The organism is Maribacter flavus (genome assembly GCF_008386635.1).
Lineage (GTDB): Bacteria > Bacteroidota > Bacteroidia > Flavobacteriales > Flavobacteriaceae > Maribacter > Maribacter flavus.
In genome coordinates, this window is sequence record NZ_VUOE01000002.1 from 326,218 (window position 1) to 345,018 (window position 18,801).

The 18,801-nt window shown below is 42.4% G+C and carries 16 protein-coding genes; 4 read left to right on the forward strand and 12 right to left on the reverse strand.

Annotated features, from left to right (window positions below; genetic code table 11):
• Position 1: 1 nt before the first annotated feature.
• The 9 genes from F0361_RS11690 to F0361_RS11725 form a co-directional block, all read right to left on the reverse strand.
• Positions 2-3,091: a hypothetical protein gene (locus tag F0361_RS11690; protein ID WP_154918785.1), complete on the reverse strand. Its 3,090-nt coding sequence runs from the start codon at positions 3,089-3,091 to the stop codon at positions 2-4.
• Between the two features lie 407 nt (positions 3,092-3,498).
• A complete protein-coding gene (locus F0361_RS11695; RefSeq protein WP_138258555.1) occupies positions 3,499-4,341 on the reverse strand; it encodes a universal stress protein in 843 nt (280 codons plus the stop codon).
• 149 nt (positions 4,342-4,490) lie between these two features.
• Complete coding sequence (locus tag F0361_RS11700) at positions 4,491-4,904, reverse strand: DUF6691 family protein (RefSeq protein ID WP_138258554.1); 414 nt, start codon at positions 4,902-4,904, stop codon at positions 4,491-4,493.
• A gap of 3 nt (positions 4,905-4,907) precedes the next feature.
• The gene (locus F0361_RS11705) at positions 4,908-5,465 is read right to left on the reverse strand and encodes a YeeE/YedE family protein (RefSeq protein WP_154918786.1); all 558 of its coding nucleotides are present in this window, start codon (positions 5,463-5,465) and stop codon (positions 4,908-4,910) included.
• Between the two features lie 218 nt (positions 5,466-5,683).
• Positions 5,684-5,821 (reverse strand): hypothetical protein, encoded by a 138-nt coding sequence (locus tag F0361_RS18720; protein WP_161598233.1) that lies wholly within the window; start codon positions 5,819-5,821, stop codon positions 5,684-5,686.
• Positions 5,822-5,856: 35 nt separating this feature from the next.
• Positions 5,857-7,311, reverse strand: a complete 1,455-nt coding sequence (locus tag F0361_RS11710; protein ID WP_154918787.1) for an NAD(P)/FAD-dependent oxidoreductase — start codon at positions 7,309-7,311, stop codon at positions 5,857-5,859.
• Between the two features lie 116 nt (positions 7,312-7,427).
• On the reverse strand, positions 7,428-8,465 hold the full coding sequence (gene cydB, locus F0361_RS11715; protein WP_154918788.1) for a cytochrome d ubiquinol oxidase subunit II: 1,038 nt from the start codon (positions 8,463-8,465) through the stop codon (positions 7,428-7,430).
• A gap of 10 nt (positions 8,466-8,475) precedes the next feature.
• A complete protein-coding gene (locus tag F0361_RS11720; protein WP_154918789.1) occupies positions 8,476-9,831 on the reverse strand; it encodes a cytochrome ubiquinol oxidase subunit I in 1,356 nt (451 codons plus the stop codon).
• A gap of 160 nt (positions 9,832-9,991) precedes the next feature.
• On the reverse strand, positions 9,992-10,657 hold the full coding sequence (locus tag F0361_RS11725; protein ID WP_138258549.1) for a peroxiredoxin: 666 nt from the start codon (positions 10,655-10,657) through the stop codon (positions 9,992-9,994).
• 195 nt (positions 10,658-10,852) lie between these two features.
• Between F0361_RS11725 and F0361_RS11730 the strand changes: the two genes are divergently transcribed.
• Positions 10,853-11,230, forward strand: a complete 378-nt coding sequence (locus tag F0361_RS11730; RefSeq protein WP_154918790.1) for a hypothetical protein — start codon at positions 10,853-10,855, stop codon at positions 11,228-11,230.
• Positions 11,231-11,306: 76 nt separating this feature from the next.
• Complete coding sequence (locus F0361_RS11735) at positions 11,307-13,601, forward strand: TonB-dependent receptor (protein WP_154918791.1); 2,295 nt, start codon at positions 11,307-11,309, stop codon at positions 13,599-13,601.
• Positions 13,602-13,658: 57 nt separating this feature from the next.
• On the opposite strand, the gene F0361_RS11740 is transcribed toward F0361_RS11735, so the two are convergent.
• Together F0361_RS11740 and F0361_RS11745 are read right to left on the reverse strand one after the other, a co-directional pair.
• On the reverse strand, positions 13,659-14,255 hold the full coding sequence (locus tag F0361_RS11740) for a class I SAM-dependent methyltransferase (protein ID WP_154918792.1): 597 nt from the start codon (positions 14,253-14,255) through the stop codon (positions 13,659-13,661).
• 8 nt (positions 14,256-14,263) lie between these two features.
• Positions 14,264-14,791, reverse strand: coding sequence for a DsrE family protein (locus tag F0361_RS11745; RefSeq protein WP_161598234.1), 528 nt, complete (start codon positions 14,789-14,791; stop codon positions 14,264-14,266).
• 198 nt (positions 14,792-14,989) lie between these two features.
• Between F0361_RS11745 and F0361_RS11750 the strand changes: the two genes are divergently transcribed.
• Together F0361_RS11750 and F0361_RS11755 are read left to right on the forward strand one after the other, a co-directional pair.
• Complete coding sequence (locus tag F0361_RS11750) at positions 14,990-16,030, forward strand: c-type cytochrome (RefSeq protein WP_154918794.1); 1,041 nt, start codon at positions 14,990-14,992, stop codon at positions 16,028-16,030.
• A 6-nt stretch (positions 16,031-16,036) separates the two neighbouring features.
• Positions 16,037-17,374, forward strand: coding sequence for an OprD family outer membrane porin (locus F0361_RS11755; protein ID WP_154918795.1), 1,338 nt, complete (start codon positions 16,037-16,039; stop codon positions 17,372-17,374).
• A 72-nt stretch (positions 17,375-17,446) separates the two neighbouring features.
• Here F0361_RS11755 and F0361_RS11760 read toward each other — a convergent pair whose 3' ends face one another.
• Entirely contained in the window at positions 17,447-18,754 is a 1,308-nt protein-coding gene (locus tag F0361_RS11760; RefSeq protein ID WP_154918796.1) for an NAD(P)/FAD-dependent oxidoreductase, read from the reverse strand.
• Positions 18,755-18,801: the final 47 nt, after the last annotated feature.

Sequence of the window (18,801 nt, forward strand, 5' to 3'; positions counted from 1 at the left end):
ACTATCTTGGATTGCCTATGTAACCGTTTACTTCAACTTTAATAAAATCAAAACCGCGTCCTGGAGTAGGTTGAAAAAGATTTTCCTGATGTGATGGAATCCTGTTAGGGAACATCTTTCTGGAAATAGATGCATTGGGTAATCCATTGACAAAACAGTTTTCAAGACTGTTGTTAATGGTCTGAATTCCATTTAGGTCGTTTAACGAAAAATCGAAAGTCTGTTTTCTTTGGATGCGGACCCCTTCCTTTAAAAAACGATGGTCTACCCATATCAATTCCTTATCAGAATTGTAGTAGGAAAGCAATAACTGCGGTATGGTCACTTCTTGGATGCCAAAATTGAACAAGGTACCCCTAATTGAATTTTCTTCTATGTGGAGTTCTTGAAGGGCCACGCTTTTGTAGAGATCTGTTGTAGCGGAATTACCGGCGCACTGTAAGTTGAATTTTGTAGGTTGCTCTGAGAGCGAAACCGGTGTAAATTCATCGGGGTCAAAAGTAGGGGGGATGGTATCTTTGGTGGAGGACCAGGCTATACCTTCAAAATCTACCCTAAAACTCGTTATTTCCTTTGGCATTAACTTATGCTTCATTTGATATTTTGCATTATAGTTTGCCAGTTCTTGGTTTTCATCATTATAGAGCGTGGCTTTAAGAACCACATCCGATGGAATATCGTCAACGTTTTGTAGTTCTCCAATGATACTGTATCCGTTGTCGAATTTTACCAGCTTTGCCTTTAATATCTCGAGTACCGGTTGCTTCAATACATCTTCATGATTTGTTTGTTGCGTTGTAATGCGTCTTCTGCCATGATTAAAATAACTTGTGCCATTGGATGATAGGAATTGATCTGGAGGTAAATCATTATCAAAACCTTTGGCATGTATGAACCATTTACCATTTACCTTTATTAGGTCGTGTTCATAATCCTTCTTTATTTTTTCCAAAGGGGTAATCCATTGGGTATGAACATTGGCCTTTGCATAATTATCAGATTCTTCAATAATATCTACGCCAATTGAATCCAATTTGGCATACGAGCTTAAAATACCGTCAGTTACGGATACTTCCAACATATATTGGGAAAGGCTTACCTGGTCATTTGGGTCAATATAGGAATAGGCCCTTGTAAATTCTTTGAAATCCAGTGCGTCATAATAGGCCATTAAGACATTTTTGGGGGCAATTTGTTCTGCGTGGTTCAAATAAGCTTGATATCCACCATAAGCAAATACAATTAGTAAGAAAAATGCCCAAATATGGCTTGTAAACACAATTTTGGGTGAAAATTTATCATAGGATACGGCATACTTCAAAAACAAACCTTCAGGTAATTTTTTTGACTTCAAAGCACGTAGCCAGACCCATTGGATATTTATAATAAACGCAACAATAACGGTTAATAAAGGAATAATGCCCCAAATTATTTTTAACCAATTGGAAACGTCCTCTTTTGATATAATAGCTGGTATGGGTGGAACATTTAGCTTTTCCCAGACCATAATACCGTTTTCTAATTGTTGCAAGCGTTGCCATCCACAGAAATATAAAATTGGGTCATAGAATTTGTCATTTGAGAAGATATATTTCAAATTATATTTTTCAGGAACGGTTAAAAATTGTTGTAACGACCCAATACCTTCAACACCCCTAAATTTAGAATTTTCCAAACGTTCAATGGCCCTTGTTGTAAGTTCAGGTAGTCTTCTGGCCGAATGATAATTACCATCAACGGTCATGGCATTGGTTTGGGCAGATAGCCAAGCCATCTGATCTCCAAAGCCAAGAGGTAGGTAACGCCACTGATCATGTTGGTCCTGCCCTAAAAAATTTACGATGGGTAGCATGTTAATTTTTTGTGGTTGGGATGGCCTAAAATAATCTAGGCTCATTGTAAAGACGACCATGAGCAAAATACCTCCAGCAATCGACCCACCAACAATTTTGTGGTAGATGGACCCAAAACGGTCTTGGATGTATACCCTTAAATCCCCTTCTACCAACCGAAAAACAAATTCACCAAAAATGGGAAGCGCCATAATGGTTGCCCAAAGCGTGAACCTATCCAAGGTTAGAATATTAAATGCGGTTTCACCTAAAGCCAGCCGTGGTATTGGTGTAGTACCACCCGTACCCAAGATTGTAAGGATGGTAAAGGACAAGCCAAAGAAAAGGTAACGTTTACTATAAAACCTATAAAATATATAGGGAAGTAAAAACAACAATATGCCCCAAGGAATAAGAAAGAAAACCAGACCCGATGATGTAACCTCTAGAAAATTGTCCCTGGATCCATGGGGTATGGGGACTTGAGTAATGGGGTTTTTCTTTGAATTCAACCAATAGGGTAGAATACAGAAAACAAATAAAATAAGAGATCCAAATCCAAAAATTACGATTCGCCAAAAAAGCTTTTTAAATTGAAACCAGAAAACCTTGAAAGTGATAGCCCTATTATGCTGTACTTGATCTTTAGTGGCATCCATAACCACCATACCAATCAGTGGAAATATGAAGAATACCATTCCAAAAATGGGCGTCACGTGATGAGAGGTTACCGTTACGGCAATTAGCGATAAACTAGTGGCCAAGTACCTTAGTTTTCCGGATTTTATCCATAAATATATTTCCGGTAAGGCATGCAGTAATATAGATAGGGCCAAAATACTGGGTAATTGCCCAAAAATATGCAAGGTTTCAATGAAGGTTGATGAGAATACAGCCAAGAGCGAGGTGTACCCTGCGATTTTCCTATCACCTGTAATTAATAGTCCAAACCGGTATGCACCCGTAATAAAGAGAACTATTCCTATCAAGGCCACAGTAAACATACCAAATTTAAGACCGCCTAAATAGGATAAAATGCCTATGGTCTGATGTACCAGAGGAGGATAGGACTGTACCGTAAATCCGGTATACCACCTGTAATCCCAAGGTTCAAACCAGCTTTGGGCGTAATGGTCTGCAAAGAACAAATGGATCAATGCATCATAGGTTGATTCCAGTGTGAAGAAAATACTAGAACCGTGAAAGCCCACCCCAATAAAGAGTGCCAGAATTAGTAGTGTATTCGACCTTTGTTTCATTTTAAAGGTGTAGGAAAATATAACAATATAAAAGTAAATATATTGTGGTAGTTTCTTGTAGTCATAGGTCTATCAAAAAAAACCTTTCATCTATAGAAAATCACCATCCGCCTTCGAGGATTAATTGAAAAGTTAAACCATCAGTAGTTTGATTAACGCCCACTTAGAAACTATTCCCGAAGAATTCCATTTTTGTTGAAGCCAACTTTATTAGAATTCTTAAGCCTACAGCAATGAATTTAAAAAATAATGCATTGTAGATCTTTCGTTGAACTTTTGTCTAGACCATAAAGTATACATGAATTCAGATTTGTTTTAGGAGTACTAATAATAATATATTGTCCTAATACTTACTATCAATTGCAGTATAGTAGGTTATAGTACAGATATACTATAGTTTGAATTGATTAATTCAATGATTTAGGATTAATGGAAAGAATAGGAATTTTTATCTGCGATTCCATGGATTTAATCAAATCTTTATGGAACAGTCTTTTGAAAACTGATTGCTCTTCCCGCTCCAATAATGCAATCATGCTTGAGTTTTCATCACCAATGAACATCCTTAACCCAAGGGGTACCGTTTGGGCATTAATAAGGTGAAAGGATATGCTTTCTCCTGGTATTTTTTCAAGCAAGATTTCCTTGAACCATTCCATTTGTTCACCTTCTTTAGTGTTTTCATCGGTAGTCACATGGACAATTTTAACAGTAACTTCTTTGTGAGGAAAAAGCTGTTTCAATTCAGAAATTGCGCGGACATCCGCGTTCTCAAAATCGGTGGCATAGGCAATCGAGGTAATGGTCGAATATTCAAAGGTGTTAGGTACGATCAATAATTTGCAATTGACATTCTTGAGCAGCTTATTGGCAATATTTCCAGAGAACATCCCTCTCTTGGTATGTTCGTCCTTCATGCCCACCAGTACAAGTTCACAGTTTAAGGTTAAGGCGTATTCCAAAATGGTATCGGCAATCGAAATACCATATTCGGCCCAAAAGTGGATTGAAAGTTTTTGTTGGTCCTTTATCCCGTTTTCCCTGTAATATCGGGTTAACAGCTCCAATTTTTCTCCTTTGAGGCTACGCTGTAACTGTTCCTCAGTTTTAATGGTTCTTCCGGCTACTGGTGGAATATCGTACACATAGAGAAGAACCAATTGAGCGTTCAGCTGAAGCGATAATTTTTGGGCATATCGTAAAGCTGATACCGAGTTCTCATTGCAATCTGTGGCGTAAAGAATGGTCATAGGTTTACTTTTTGGGTTTCCTACAAACTATTCAAAACTATTGGGTTAGGGCATGATAAAAGTCATACCAAATCAACCGTAAAATTAATAGGTTGTACGTTTTTCCTGTTTTGCAGTATTGAAAAAACGAGTAGTTTTATGACCTACCTTTAGTGCGGTAGTCTATCCTTCATCAATCCGTACAAAAATGTCCCGAAAATGGATGCGATGATTACCACAATGATGGGAACATAACCTACTCCTACCAAAGTAAACATGGGTCCTGGACAAGCACCGGCCAAGGCCCAGCCCAATCCAAAAAGGATACCCCCAATCATATATCGGCTAAAACTTTTGGCCTTGGGCGGTAGTTGAATCGTCTCCCCATAAAAAGATTTAATGGGAACTCTCTTAATCAATTGTACCAGAATAATCCCAATGATTACCGTAGAACCGATAATCCCGTACATATGGAAGGATTCAAATTTGAACATTTCATAGATCCTGAACCAGGAGGCCGCTTCAGATTTGAACATGGTGATTCCGAATATGATTCCGATAAACAAATACGCTAGTGTTCTCATAGTTTAAAAAAGTAAGGGGAAAATAAGATGTATCATAACCAAACCTCCAATAAAAAAACCGACAACCGCTATTAAGGAAGGCAATTGTAGATTGCTAAGGCCGGAGATAGCATGGCCAGAAGTACAACCTCCGGCATAGCGTGTTCCAAATCCGACCAAAATACCACCAACTGTTAATAGTAGAATACTTTTTATATCGGTCAAGGCATTCATATCAAATAGTTCTGTGGGTAAATAGGCCTTTCCGGCACTACTAAAACCTAATTCGTTAAGGGTAGCTACCGTATCTGGATTGATGGCGACCGCGGCATCGGTGGTCATAAAATGTGAACCGATAAAGCCACCTATAATGGCCCCTAGTACAACTATCAGGTTCCAACGTTGTGCCTTCCAATCAAATCTAAAAAAATCCGATTTCTTTCCGGCACCACAGATGGTACATAGGGTCCTTAAATTGGAAGACATCCCAAAATTCTTCCCTACCATCAATAACAAAAACATGACCAAGGCGATCATGGGCCCGGAGACATACCAAGGCCAAGGTTCATAAATCCAGTCCATAGCAACTATTATGGCACAAATATATGACTTTGATCAGGTTTTTGTATGTAACAATAGTTACACATCACTGCCTGGGCCCACAATAGGAAAGCTATGCTGTATGGAAAACCAAACTTTCGTGTATTGTAAACAGTCCAAAGAAAATCACTTGTATATGCTCCGAAGTTGATTTAATTTAGGAACAGGGAATCCAATTGTGACCGAATAATTCAGTCATTTCAAGAAATGTTCCTGGTACTTCCATGGCCGCCCGCAACGATGACCAATATTTTTAGGCTCAACCAAATAAACTTAAAAAATTGGATAACGGGGTTCATCATGAAAAAGCGCTTGGATTTTGAAATTCGTTGTGTCATTGCATCAAGGATTGGATTGAATTGAAAGTTTATAGTTATTCCGGAATGAGCCACCAAAACGGCCTCATTTTGGCTTTATAAAGAAATGCGTAATGTAGTGCCAGTTTTAGCCAATGGCCCGCCAGACCTATTTCCCCAAAGGTTTTTTTAAGTTGTCTTCCCTGGGTATCCGGGTACTTTTTGTAGTCCGGCACAATGGGATAAGTGGTTATGCTTATGCCACTACCTTGGGTCATACCGTATCCAGCGGACGCGATACAGGCCGCTCCCATATTCCCGAGCGAACCTTTGTGGTGGAGTTCCTTTTTGCCCTTAATGGTATCGATAATATTGTCCGCTACCAGCTTGGCGGTAATTCCTGATGGCATTCCTGTCCTTGGTGGTGCAGGAGAAATGGTGGTTCCGTTTCTGCTTACCCTAGGTCTTGAAATGGCATGGGGAGGCGCAAAAGCGATGCCCGGAGCAAATATATTGGCGTAGGACGGGTTTTGATAGGTTTCTGGCCAATCCTGAACGCTCCATTCCTCATAGGGTTTTGGTGTATAATCGGCATCCACGATCATAAAACCATTGAAAAGTTTTTCGGTAATATCATTTTGATTTTTATCATACGCTTTGAATCCGTGTCCGGAAAAGGCCGGTATGAGCATAGCAAAGTCATAGGTTTCTGATTTGAACTCCCCTTCCAGATTTTCGTAATGCGCCACTCCGTCCTCTATTTTGTTCACTCCGGCCCCCAAAATCCATTGGATGCCCCGGTCCTCAAAGACCATTTCTACCATTTCACTGGATTTCATGATATTGCTTCCATAGCTTAGGAGCATTCCGTCCATGCCAAAGTCCCCTAATTTGGGTTCGTTTGATATCCAGACTATCTCTGCCTTATCCCTAACCTTGTGTCGCCTTAGTTCCTGTTCCACATTGAGGATGTACTCAAACGCGGCACCTTGACAGGTCGATTTTGCATGGCCCGTACCAATGAGAATCTTCGTTTTTACACCCTGCTTCATTTGCTTGATCAAATCATCAAGTGCATGCCAAGCATGTTCTGCGTGCGAATACGTGCACACGGAATATGCCTTGTTGGTTCCGGGGTTTAATCCCTCCGTCATTTCAAAGGCAAGTTTAGGCCCGGTCGCATTGATTAGGTAGTCATAGGTGACCTTTTCGGTTTTTCCCCTTTTTTCCCCGGCCACATATTCTATTGTTACAAAAGGTTTGTCTGTTTCCAAATCCCCTTCCGGAAAAAAGGTCATGACCTTTGCCTGTTTGTAACCGATGCCTTTTTTCTTATAAAGGGGCTCCAGCGGAAAGAGGATTTCCTTTGATCGCATCCTTCCAATGCCCACCCAAATATTGGAGGGAATCCATTGGTAATTGCTGTTGGGCGATACTACGACTACCTCATGTTCTTTGGGCAGTTTTCTTCGCAGGTGGGTCGCCGCAACGTGGCCGGCGATACCGGCACCTAATATGACTATTTTGGACATGGTCTTAATTTTACATTAAATATAAAACCAAGTCGGTTTGCCCACAGTTACAAATGTTACACAAAAAAAAGAGCACCAAAGTTGGTGCTCCTCAAAAAACAGCCATTGCTCATACCTCAATAACTGGTATCGTCCAATTTTACCTTTCCGTGGAAGGTTTTGTATAAAAATAAAAAGTACCCCGCCAAAAGTGGCGCTCCGATCAAAACGATGGTCAGCATAATGCCCAATGATTTTTGAGAGGATGCCGCATTGTAAATGGTTACACTGTATTCAGGATCTATGGTAGAGGGTAGGAGTACTGGATAGAGCTGGAATGCCACCAACATCAACAAAAACGCCATGATCAGCGATGAAAAGACCAATGCCTGGGAATACTTTTTTTTGGAGACCAATCTTGGAACGTTGGCAACGGCCAAAAAAGCCATAACGGGGAGAAGGAAAAAGATTGGTTGTTCCTTGAATTTATCGGTTACTCCATGAAGGAATGTTAGGGTGTACAAAGAGGTAATGGCAAAGCTAATGATAAAGAATACCATACCCTTTTTCAGAAGGTAGGACAGCCTGTCGTGCAGCTTTCCTTCGGTCTTTAACAACAAGAAAATCGCCCCTTGGGTCATAAAAATGGATAAGGTAGTGAGGCCTGTCATTAGCGCATAGGGATTTAAAAAGGTAAAAAAGATTCCGCCCCTGTATTCAAAATTTGCATGAAGCTCAAAGCCTTGTAGAATGTTTCCAAGAACAACGCCCAAAAGAAAACCTATAAGCGTATTTGAGACAAAATAGACGATATCCCAAGTTTTTCGCCACCAGGTCATTTCTTCCGAACTTCTAAATTTTATGGCGGCCGAACGAAGCACAAGCAGCATCAAAAACAACATGAAGGGTATATACATGGCCGAAAGCATGGTTGCATACATGACAGGAAAGCCCGCGAAGAGGGCACCTCCACCTATAATCAACCAGACTTGGTTTGCGTCCCACAGCGGACCAATGGCGTTTATGGCGATGCGCCTGCTCAAGTCCTTTCTAAAAAAGAGATGCCAAGCACCTGCACCGTAATCAAAGCCTTCCAAAATCGCATAGCCGGAAAACAAAAGCCCAACGACCAAGTACCATAAAGTGGGGTAATCAATTCCTAGAAATGTTTCCATCATGTCGGGTTTATGTGTATTTCAAAAATTCATCTGGGTTTTTGGCCTCTTCATAGGGCCCGTGTTTTATTTTCTTGTTCAAGGAGTACAAAAACAATAAAAATAGGATGGCATAAACGACTAGAAATAAAATCAGCGAGAAAAGAATTTGATTTGCCGATACTTCCTGTGAAAAGGCCTCACTGGTTTTTAAGTGGCCATAGACCACCCAAGGTTGCCTTCCCATTTCCGCGGCAAACCAGCCCACCTGATTGGCTATCTGCGGTAGCAATACCGAAAACATAAAAATGCGCAGCAACCATTTTTTCTCGAACAAAGTACCCCGCCACCACAAAAAGCTTGCATAAAGGGTCAACAAGATCAAAAACATTCCAATGGAGACCATAATATGGTAAAACTGAAATACCGCATTGACCTGTGTAGGTATTTCATCCTTGGGAAAAGCATTCAAACCCTTTATAGGCGCCTCAAAATCCTGATGTACCAAATAGGACAATCCACCAGGGATTCCCATACCGGTAACTTTTTGGGATTCGTTGTCCACCCAACCAAATAGATAGAGATCCGCTGCTTCGGATGCATTATAGTGACCTTCCATTGCGGCCAATTTAGCGGGCTGGTTTTTGGCGACGCCATCCGCAGAACTATGACCGGAGACCAATTGCATCAATGATACGATCGTTGCTATCGCCAAGGAAATCTTGAATGCCTTTTTGGAAATCTCTATATACCTTCCCTTTAAAAGGTAATAGGCATGTACGCTCAAGACCATAAAAGCACCGGCCAAAAAGGCACCCTGCCAAACATGGATTATTCTATCCATACTCGACGGATTGAAAACCATGGCCCAAAAATCCGTTACCTCGGCCCGTGCGTTCAGACCTTCGCCCACAATGTGATATCCGGCAGGGGTCTGTTGCCAACTATTGGCCACCACGATCCAAATGGCGGAAAACATGGAACCCAAAAAAACACCGATCGTGGAAATGAAGTGCACTTTTGGCGAAACGCGGTTCCAGCCGAAAATCAAGATGCCCAAAAAGGTACTTTCCAGACCAAAGGCAAAGAGCCCTTCGGCGGCCAGCGCGCTTCCAAAAATATCACCTACATATTTGGAGTACACGGACCAATTGGTACCGAATTCAAACTCCATAATGATACCTGTGGCCACGCCAATACCAAAGGTGATGGCAAATATTTTCAACCAAAACCTAGTTAGGACCTCATATTGTTTGTTGCCCGTTTTTAGGTACAGTCCTTCCAAAACCACCATTATCAAGCCTATTCCTATGCTCAAGGGTGGATAGATGTAATGAAAGGCTACTGTGAAAGCGAATTGAATTCTGGCGAGAATCTCTACATCCATGATGATAGCTTTGATATAAAATTACAACTGGGATATATTTTGTTCTGTAATATGGGTTACAAATTGGAAAATTTAACATTTAGTTCTTTCTCAAAATGAAGCCCAAAAAAAATCGGCCAATTTAAACAGGCTCTCTTAAATCGACCGATGGTAATGAGGATTAAATGCTTTTTTTGGCTAAATACCAATCCACTTTTTCCAGGGAATCGTCATTAATGCGTTCATTCAGCTCATCCAAGGTTTTTGGAGGTCCAACGATGACCTTATCACCTTTTTTCCAATCCAAGGGCATGGCCACTTTATGCTTATCAGAAGTCTGTAGTGCTTCCAAGGCCCTAAGGATTTCGTCCATATTCCTACCAACATTTAAGGGGTAATACATTATTAACCGTATTTTTTTACTTGGGTCAATAAAGAATACGGCACGTACGGCTGCGGTTTCACTTTCATTGGGTTGGAGCATTCCATACAGTTTGGACACTTTCATATCCAAGTCGGCAATAATCGGAAAATCAAAATAGACACCTGTGTTTACCCGTACATTTTGCACCCAGCCCAAGTGCGCGTGAATGCTATCGATACTTAAACCCAAGAGTTCTGTATCAAGGGCATCGAATTCTCCCTTTCTAGTGGCAAAACCGCTCATTTCAGTAGTACAAACGGGTGTAAAATCGGCCGGATGGGAGAACATCACCACCCATTTGTCCTTGGCGAAATCAGAAAATTTGATTTTACCTTTTGTTGTTATAGCTGTAAAATCGGGTGCTTGGTCCCCAATTCTTGGCATGGGATTCACATTTTCAGAATTGACATTTTCAGTACTCATAATAGATATTTATTATTGTTAATTTAATTTTTGATAAATTTATATTATCGATTTTCATTCCGAAGTAACCTGGGTTACATAGCTGTCTTTTTAACATTTTTTGAACTTTTTTCCTTTTTTTATCCATTTTTATTTTTCTTCCCTTTTGTGACAAAAGTCACTTTGTAAAACTATTTGTCGATTTACTTTTGCCGGATGCAACTAAAATCCTTGGGTATAACTTGCCTGTTTTTGGCCATTACCGTTGCCAGTAGCCTAAAAATTGCGGGCACATTGGGATATTATGCGCTTTTTACGGAAGACTTTATAGAACGTTATTGCGAAAACAAGGAAAGACCGGAGTTGCAATGCGATGGTAAATGCGCCCTTTCCAAAATGTTGGCACAAAAGAAGCAGGAGGAAAGGGAACCCATCAATTTGGATTGGTTGAAAACGGAAACGATACTCTTTTTGGAAAACGTATCGTCCGTGCGCTTTGAAACTTTTCCAATTGTAAGAAGGAACAAGTTTCGTCACATCAATTTATACCGGTTCAGGTACATCCAGCATATAGTTATACCTCCCTGGAAATAGGTTTTTTCCATTTCCGCTTACCGGAGTTTCCAAGACTCATGGTACCTCTTCTATGTATAATTATTAAAGCTTAAAAATGAATCTAAAGTTTTTTGGGTTGCTAGCGGCGTTGCTACTGGCAAACCTACTCAATGCACAAAATTTTAAAGGCCAGGTAGTATCTGAAAACAACAACGAAACGCTATCGGGTGCCCATATACAAATAAAGGGCGGCAGCTCCACGTACACGGATGCTTACGGCACGTTCAGAATTCAGGTGGACCCAGAGGGAGAGACCCTTGTAATATCATTTATGGGATATGGGACCAAGGAAATTGAGGTAAGGCCCTCCAACGAGATTATGCGGATTGCCCTAAAAGAGGCACCCATCCAGATTCAGGGTGTCCTGGTTACGGGGCAGCTTCAGAACGACCCCGTCCTTACCATGCAAACGAATGACTATGTGAGGAAAATTGTCCAACCACGGAATGTGGCCGACCTTTTTTCGGATGTCAATGGGTTCTCCTTGATAAAACGTGGCAACTATGCCATCGATCCCAGTTTTAGGGCTGCGCAATATGAACAGCTAAACGTTCAGTTCGATGGGGGAACAAAGGTTATGCATGCCTGTCCCAATAGAATGGACCCCATAACGACCCACGTAAATCCTGAGGAAATAGAAAAGATAGAAATCATCAAGGGTCCTTACACCGTGCGCTATGGAGCTACTTTTGGAGGTGTGGTGAACATGGTGACCCAAAAACCATCGGCCATGTATGGTCTTAGCGGACAAATAAACGCAGGTTATGAGAGCAACGGGGGCTCTATGGTTTCATCGGCCCAAATTCAACAGGCTACTTCAAAATATGATATTGGCGGAACCATAGGGTATAGGGATTTTGGTAATTATCAGGACGGCGATGGCACGGAAATTCCCTCCTCCTTCAGGAGTCTGGAATATGGGGTAAGGGCCGGATATAATTTTAGCGAGGACCAAAGGTTGCAGGCCAATTGGAGACAATCCTATGGTAGGGATGTTTTGCATGCAGGTCTGCCCATGGATACCGACGAGGATAATAGTAGTATGTTTTCCCTGGATTATAAATTGACGGGACGTAGCGGATTGCTCAAAGAGGTCACTGCAAAGGCTTACTACAGCTATGTGGACCATATCATGTCCAATACCAAAAGGCCTTCGTTCATGATGACCGAAGCCATTTCTGAAATAGACGCGACCACATCTGGTGGAAAACTGGAGTTCAAGCTGGTTCCCAATGCAAAGCTTTCACTCTATACAGGTTTGGACCTCTTGCATATTGCCCGTGACGGTGCCCGTACCCGTTTGGTAAAACGGAACATGATGGGGCCCTTGCCAACGCCCGTGCAATTTGTGGATAAGGTATGGCAGGATTCCTACATAAACGACCTTGGCCTATTTGCTGAAAGCAAGTATTCCCTGACCCAAAATACGATTTGGACAGCCGGTGTTCGGTATGACAACGTACGCTCGGAAATCAAGGACCCGGAGGCCGATTTCGCGGCCTTATATCCAAATTTGGACAAGCGCACCGAACACAATATCAGCGCTACCACCTCATTGAAATATGCACCTTCCACAGAATTTATCATGGAGGTCGCCTATGGCCGGGGGGTGCGTTCCGCCAATATGATAGAACGTGTCATCAATCATTTTACGGTGGGGCAGGATCCTTTCGAATATATAGGCAATCCTAATTTGGATGCCGAAGTGAACAACCAGTTCGAACTTGGGTTTAAAGGTAGGCTACCACTTTCCGAAGAAAGCTTGGATGCTTTTAGCTATAGCACTTCTTTTTACTATTCATTGTATGAAAATTACATTGTTCCGGTCATAGATGAGACCTTGACCCGAAAGTTCATGCCGGGCAACGAACCTCTCAATCCCAAAGTCTTCCGCAATTTGGACGAGGCCTATAAAACAGGATTTGAGGCTATGGTGGGCTTTGACTTTTGGGACCATTTCAATTTTACGACAGAATTGGCCTATGTGTACGCAAAAAATAAGGACTTGAACGAATCCTTGCCACTGGTTCCTCCCTTGAATACACGATTCAGGTTGGGTTATGAGGTGGATAGGTTTTGGACCAATGTGAACTATACCATAACGTCCAGACAGGATGATATCGCCCCTTCCTTTGGGGAACGGAGTACTCCCGGTTACGAGGTTTTGGATATTCGTTTGGGCATAATTCCTGTTACGAATGTGTCCTTGGGCGTGGCGATGTTAAACGTGTTGGATGCCTCCTACAACAACCACTTAAATTTCGCCTTCAATAATCAGGCAGGTTTCACCAATGTGCCCATCAATGATCCCGGAAGGAATTTTTCCGCTTTTTTACAGTATAAATTCTAGAATTATAAAGGGACATTTTAAATAAGAATAAGGAATATGGAAAAAGGGAACTATAAATTAGTTCCCTTTTTCACCTACAAATCGAATTACAGAGGCTTCGCCCACATGGTAAAGGCCTTCTTTTAGTTCTATGGTCAGTGCTTCAAGATAAGAAAAACGGATTCCTGTAAATTCTTTTTTGACTTCGGCAACGGAGAACAGCAAGTCCAAATTTTTGGGACCTCCGGATGGTTTGCCCAGCTGCGATTTTGAAAAGGCCTCAAAAATGATCTTGCCACCCGGCCTTAAAAATGAAAGTAGGTGTTGATGTGCTTGATGCCGAATATCTATCGGAAAATGGACATAGCTGAACCCAAGCACATCAAACTGCTTTTCCGTGCGATACTCCAGAACATCACATACTTGGTAATCCGGGTCAAAACCGGACGGATGTATTAAATCGAGGGCCTTATCCTTGGCAGATTCGCTATAGTCAAAACAATGTACCTGCCAACCTTTTTGAAGGGCATAGAGGGCATTTCTGCCCTCGCCTTCGGCGGGGAGTAAAATGGATGCAGGTTGCAGTTTATCCAGTTCTTGCTTAAAAAATTGGTTTGGCTCCGTCCCGTAGGCGAACGTTTCCCCGGAATATCGCTGGTTCCAAAAATCCTTCATCAAAAAAACTAGGGCATTAAGGCATAGCCTTGCAATTGATAATTGGCCAAAACGGTCATTGCGGATAGTGCCAATTCCGTATTCGGGTTGAGGTCTTCCGCCCTGATATTCCGGGCAGCCGTGGCCTGTGCGCAGACAAATAGTTCAACGCCATATTTCTTCAATAGCTGCAACAGTTCCGTATTCGGGTTGACCTTGCTATACATTTCCTGGTGTTTGGCATCGGTCAATGTGGCAAAGGTGGCGGCCCCATGTATGGCCGCTACCATATGTACCTTATCCGAAGGAATACCGGCCGAACCCAACATGTTAATGACCCTGGCTATTTTCCAAAGCCCCTTGTTCACGCCATCCATTTCAGAATCGCTGGTAATATCGAATACCAATTTGTACTCCAAGGAGGCATCGGGCTGTACGGTCACATCCTTGAAATTTTTGATCTTACCATAGCCCTTAATAATTGGGGTTTCCCATTCCTGGCCCAAGGAGACTCCAATACAGAAGAGGGCGGTCAAAAGACTTAATACTGATTTCATATAGTTTGTTTCTAGTTTTTGGAATTGGATCGATTTGCTTTTAAAGGGACCAATATTTACTTCCCATCCCTTTGTAAATTTCTCGATAAGTTTACGAAAATATCGTTTCATTTTGGGTTTATTTGTAACAATTGTTACTGTATTTTCTAAGGTTACCAATTATTTTCGTTGGTCTTTTAAAGGGTTGTGCATAAGGTTATGGAGCATTTTGGATATTTGGTAAGACGTCTTTTTTGGCTCTTTGTCACCGTACTCTCCTTGATTACCGTGCTTTTTATCACATTGCTTACCTATCGGACCGAAACTACCATCCCTAGCAAAACCGTATCCCTTACTGTCTCTAATTCGGAATGGCGGCCCAAAAATGTATTGGCCGCTTTGGAGGACGGAAGTACGCCCCAAAGGGTTAAAGTCGGATTTCTTTTGGTATCCGAATCTCCCGAAAATATTGGCCCACAGGCCCCGGACCCAAACAAGCGATATGCCGGTAACAATCTTTCCTGCACCAATTGCCATCTGCAATTTGGAACCCAAGCAGGTTCGGGGTCTTGGGTGGGCGTAGCGAATCGTTTTCCACAATTTGGCGGTAGGGCGAATGCTGTGGGCGATCTACAAGATCGCATCAATGGATGTATGGAGCGTAGTATGAACGGAAAAAAATTACCAAAAGATTCCCAGGAAATCTTGGCCATTGTGGCCTACATGGAGTGGTTGGGGGAGGATTTGCCCCAAGAACGGGAGAATGAGTTCAAGGGTTTTCCAAAAATTAAAATTCCGGAAGTACGGGTCGATTTGGAGAAGGGCAAATCCGTGTACGATAGGGAGTGTCTCGTATGTCATGGAGCCGACGGGCAGGGAATCAAAAAAACCGATACTTCCAAAGGCTATCTCTATCCGCCGCTGTGGGGCCCGGATAGCTTTAACAACGGTGCTGGTATGCATCGGGTAATCACGGCTGCGGAATTTATCAAGAGCAACATGCCCTTTGGGTTGGCCACTTACAAAAATCCGAAGCTTACCGATGAAGAGGCCTACCACGTCGCAGGTTATATCAATAGTTTTGTCCGACCGGTAAAGGCGAACACGGAGGCCGATTATCCGGATAAGAAACTAAAACCCGTGTCCACTTCTTACGGTCCCTGGGCGGACAATTTTTCCCAGGAACAGCATCACTTTGGTCCCTTTCAGCCCATAATGGAATACTATAAAGAGAATTACAATATTGAAAAGGTGAAATAAGGGCCCATGCGAAAAATCGTCATTTTACTCATACTGCCCCTCTTTCTCCATTCTCAAGATACGTCCAGGCCTTTTGTGCAGGGACAGCTTTCCGGACAGTGGCGAAATTATTTTATGCATACCGCGAACAAAGGCGACTTAAAGGATTTTAGGGCCTTGGCCACAGGTGGTCATTTAAAATACCGGTTGAATGTAGGCAACAACTTTACAGTGGGCGCCGCCTTGTATAATTCAACCAACCTGGGACTTCAGGATTTGACCGTTCCGGATGGGATTACGGGAAGGTTGAGTAGGTACGAGGAGGGACAGTTTGACCGCTTGGACCTTGAAAATGATGCAATATTCCTATTGGGCGAGTTGTACTTGGAATATAAGATAAAAAAGCACCACTTCACTTTAGGTCGTATGAAAATCAATACGCCCATGATAAACCCGCAGGATGGCAGGATGATACCCACCTTGGTGCAAGGTTTTTGGCATAGATATAAACCAAATCCGGGTAGTACGTTTCAATTTGGTATTCTCAATGCCATTGCGCCAAGATCTACCGGAGGTTTTTTTGGAATCGGGGAAAGCATAGGGACTTATCCCGTGGGAAGGTCCATATTTGGTGCGGAAAGCCGCTATGCTGGGAATACGGAATCGGACTATATTATTTTATTCAATTCCGATGTAAAACTCATGGAAAACCTACAATTGGGTATTTGGAACTATTACGTGGACAATGTCTTTAATACCGTTTACGTAAAGCCCCGATACAGATTGAACGAAGCATGGACCCTGGAAGCCGAGTGGTTGCATCAAAACAAGTTAGGGAACGGCGGAAATGCCTTGGATGAATTGCAATATTTCGGCCAGCCGTCCTCGGATATTTTAGGGCTCCAATGGGGGTATACTCATAATAAAACCAATATTTCATTGGGCTATGATTATATATTGCCCGGCGGACAGTTTTTGTTTCCGCGCGAGTGGGGCAGGGAAGACCTGTTTAGTTTCCAGAAACGGGAACGCAGCGAGGGCACAGCAAAAAATCATGCCCTTGTATTGACGTATGATACTACCTTTCCTGTCCTCAAAAATGATCTGGATATTAGGTCGATTGTGAGCTTGGGCAGGCACTGGAAGCCATCCGTTATCGATGCCGAAAGGAACAAATACGCCATACCGGATTACACCCATATCAACTTGGACCTTTTTTTTAATATAAAGGGGTTAACCAACTTAAAACCAGAACTATTGGTTACCAGTAAAATAGGGAACGGGGATATTCCCAACAACCCGAACTTTTTCTTCAATAAGGTGGATATGCTCCACGTGGATTTTATCCTCAACTACAATTTTTAGAAGGATTCGACCAAATAAAAAAGATGAGGTTTTTGGCCTCATCTTTTTCTTAATATTGGGGGAATTTATTTATTAAACGTCCTGTCCCTTCATCATTTTGTTCCAATACAAATAGGGTAGTCCGTATTTTTTTAACATCCAAAGTCTCCAATGTTCTTTGGAAGAATCTGAGATGAACATTTGCTTTAGCTTGGGATCGGGGGTAAAATTGTTGTGGTAATCGAATTCGGCCAAGACCATTTTTCCATAGTCGGTGACCAATGGACAGGAGGAATAACCGTTGTAGGCCTTGGAGCCCATGGACTGTGTTTTCATCAATTTGTCAATGTTATCCACCACGATGGGAACCTGTTTGCGAATGGCAGCCCCCGTTTTTGCCGTTGGCAAAGCGGCCACATCGCCCAATCCAAAAATATTGGGATAGGTATTGTGCTGCATGGTTTTATGGTCCACATCCAACCAGCCTGCCTCGTTCACCAAAATGGAATCCTTCACGAACTTTGGCGCCACCGAAGGGGGTGCCGTATGGAGCATATCATAATGGATACCGTAGCGGTTACCATCAACGGTTACCTTCACGTCCTTGTAGTTGTATTGGAAGGAGTCGTCCAGAAGTCGGTCATCGTCCTCACCGGCCATTACCACACAACCACCTGCGGTTATATCCTTGCCCAGTTCGTACCATGCAATTTTTTTATCGGCATCCACGGCCACCAACTTGTGGTAAAAGCGCAGGTTGATATCCTTTCTATCCACAACTTCCATTAATGTTTTGGCCACTTCCTTAACCCCAAATATGACCGTTCCACTGGTTGCAAAAACGACATCTGTTTTGTCCCTTACGCCACTCTTTCTAAAATGGCTTTCCGCCAGATACATGATTTTTTGGGGAGCCCCACCGCATTTTATCGGGGTGGTGGGCTGGGTAAATAGGGCGGTGCCGCCCTTAAAGTTTTTGATTACGTCCCAAGTATGGTTGGGGTCCGTATAATTGCTGCACACCACGCCTTTGTCCATGGCCTCTCCTAGACCGGGAACCAAGCTATAATCGTAGGCCAATCCTGGAACCACTGCTAAATAGTCATAGGATATGTCTCCGTTAGCGGCCGTTTGAACGATGTTATTTTCAGGGTCAAACCCGGTCGCTTTGTCTTTAATCCAAGTAGCTTCCTTGGGCATAATGGATGACATGGGCCGTGCGGTCTTATCAAAATTATAGGCACCTGCGCCCACCAAGGTCCACGCGGGTTGGTAGTAATGGGTGTCCGATGGTTCAATAACCGCTACGTCCTTGGCTTTCTTTTGCTTTATCAGTTGCGACGCCACCATGATGCCGGCAGTACCCCCTCCAATAACAAGAATTTGATGATGTGAGCTCATTTATTGTAAATTTTTATTCAACCTGTTAAATATATAGGGTATTTTTT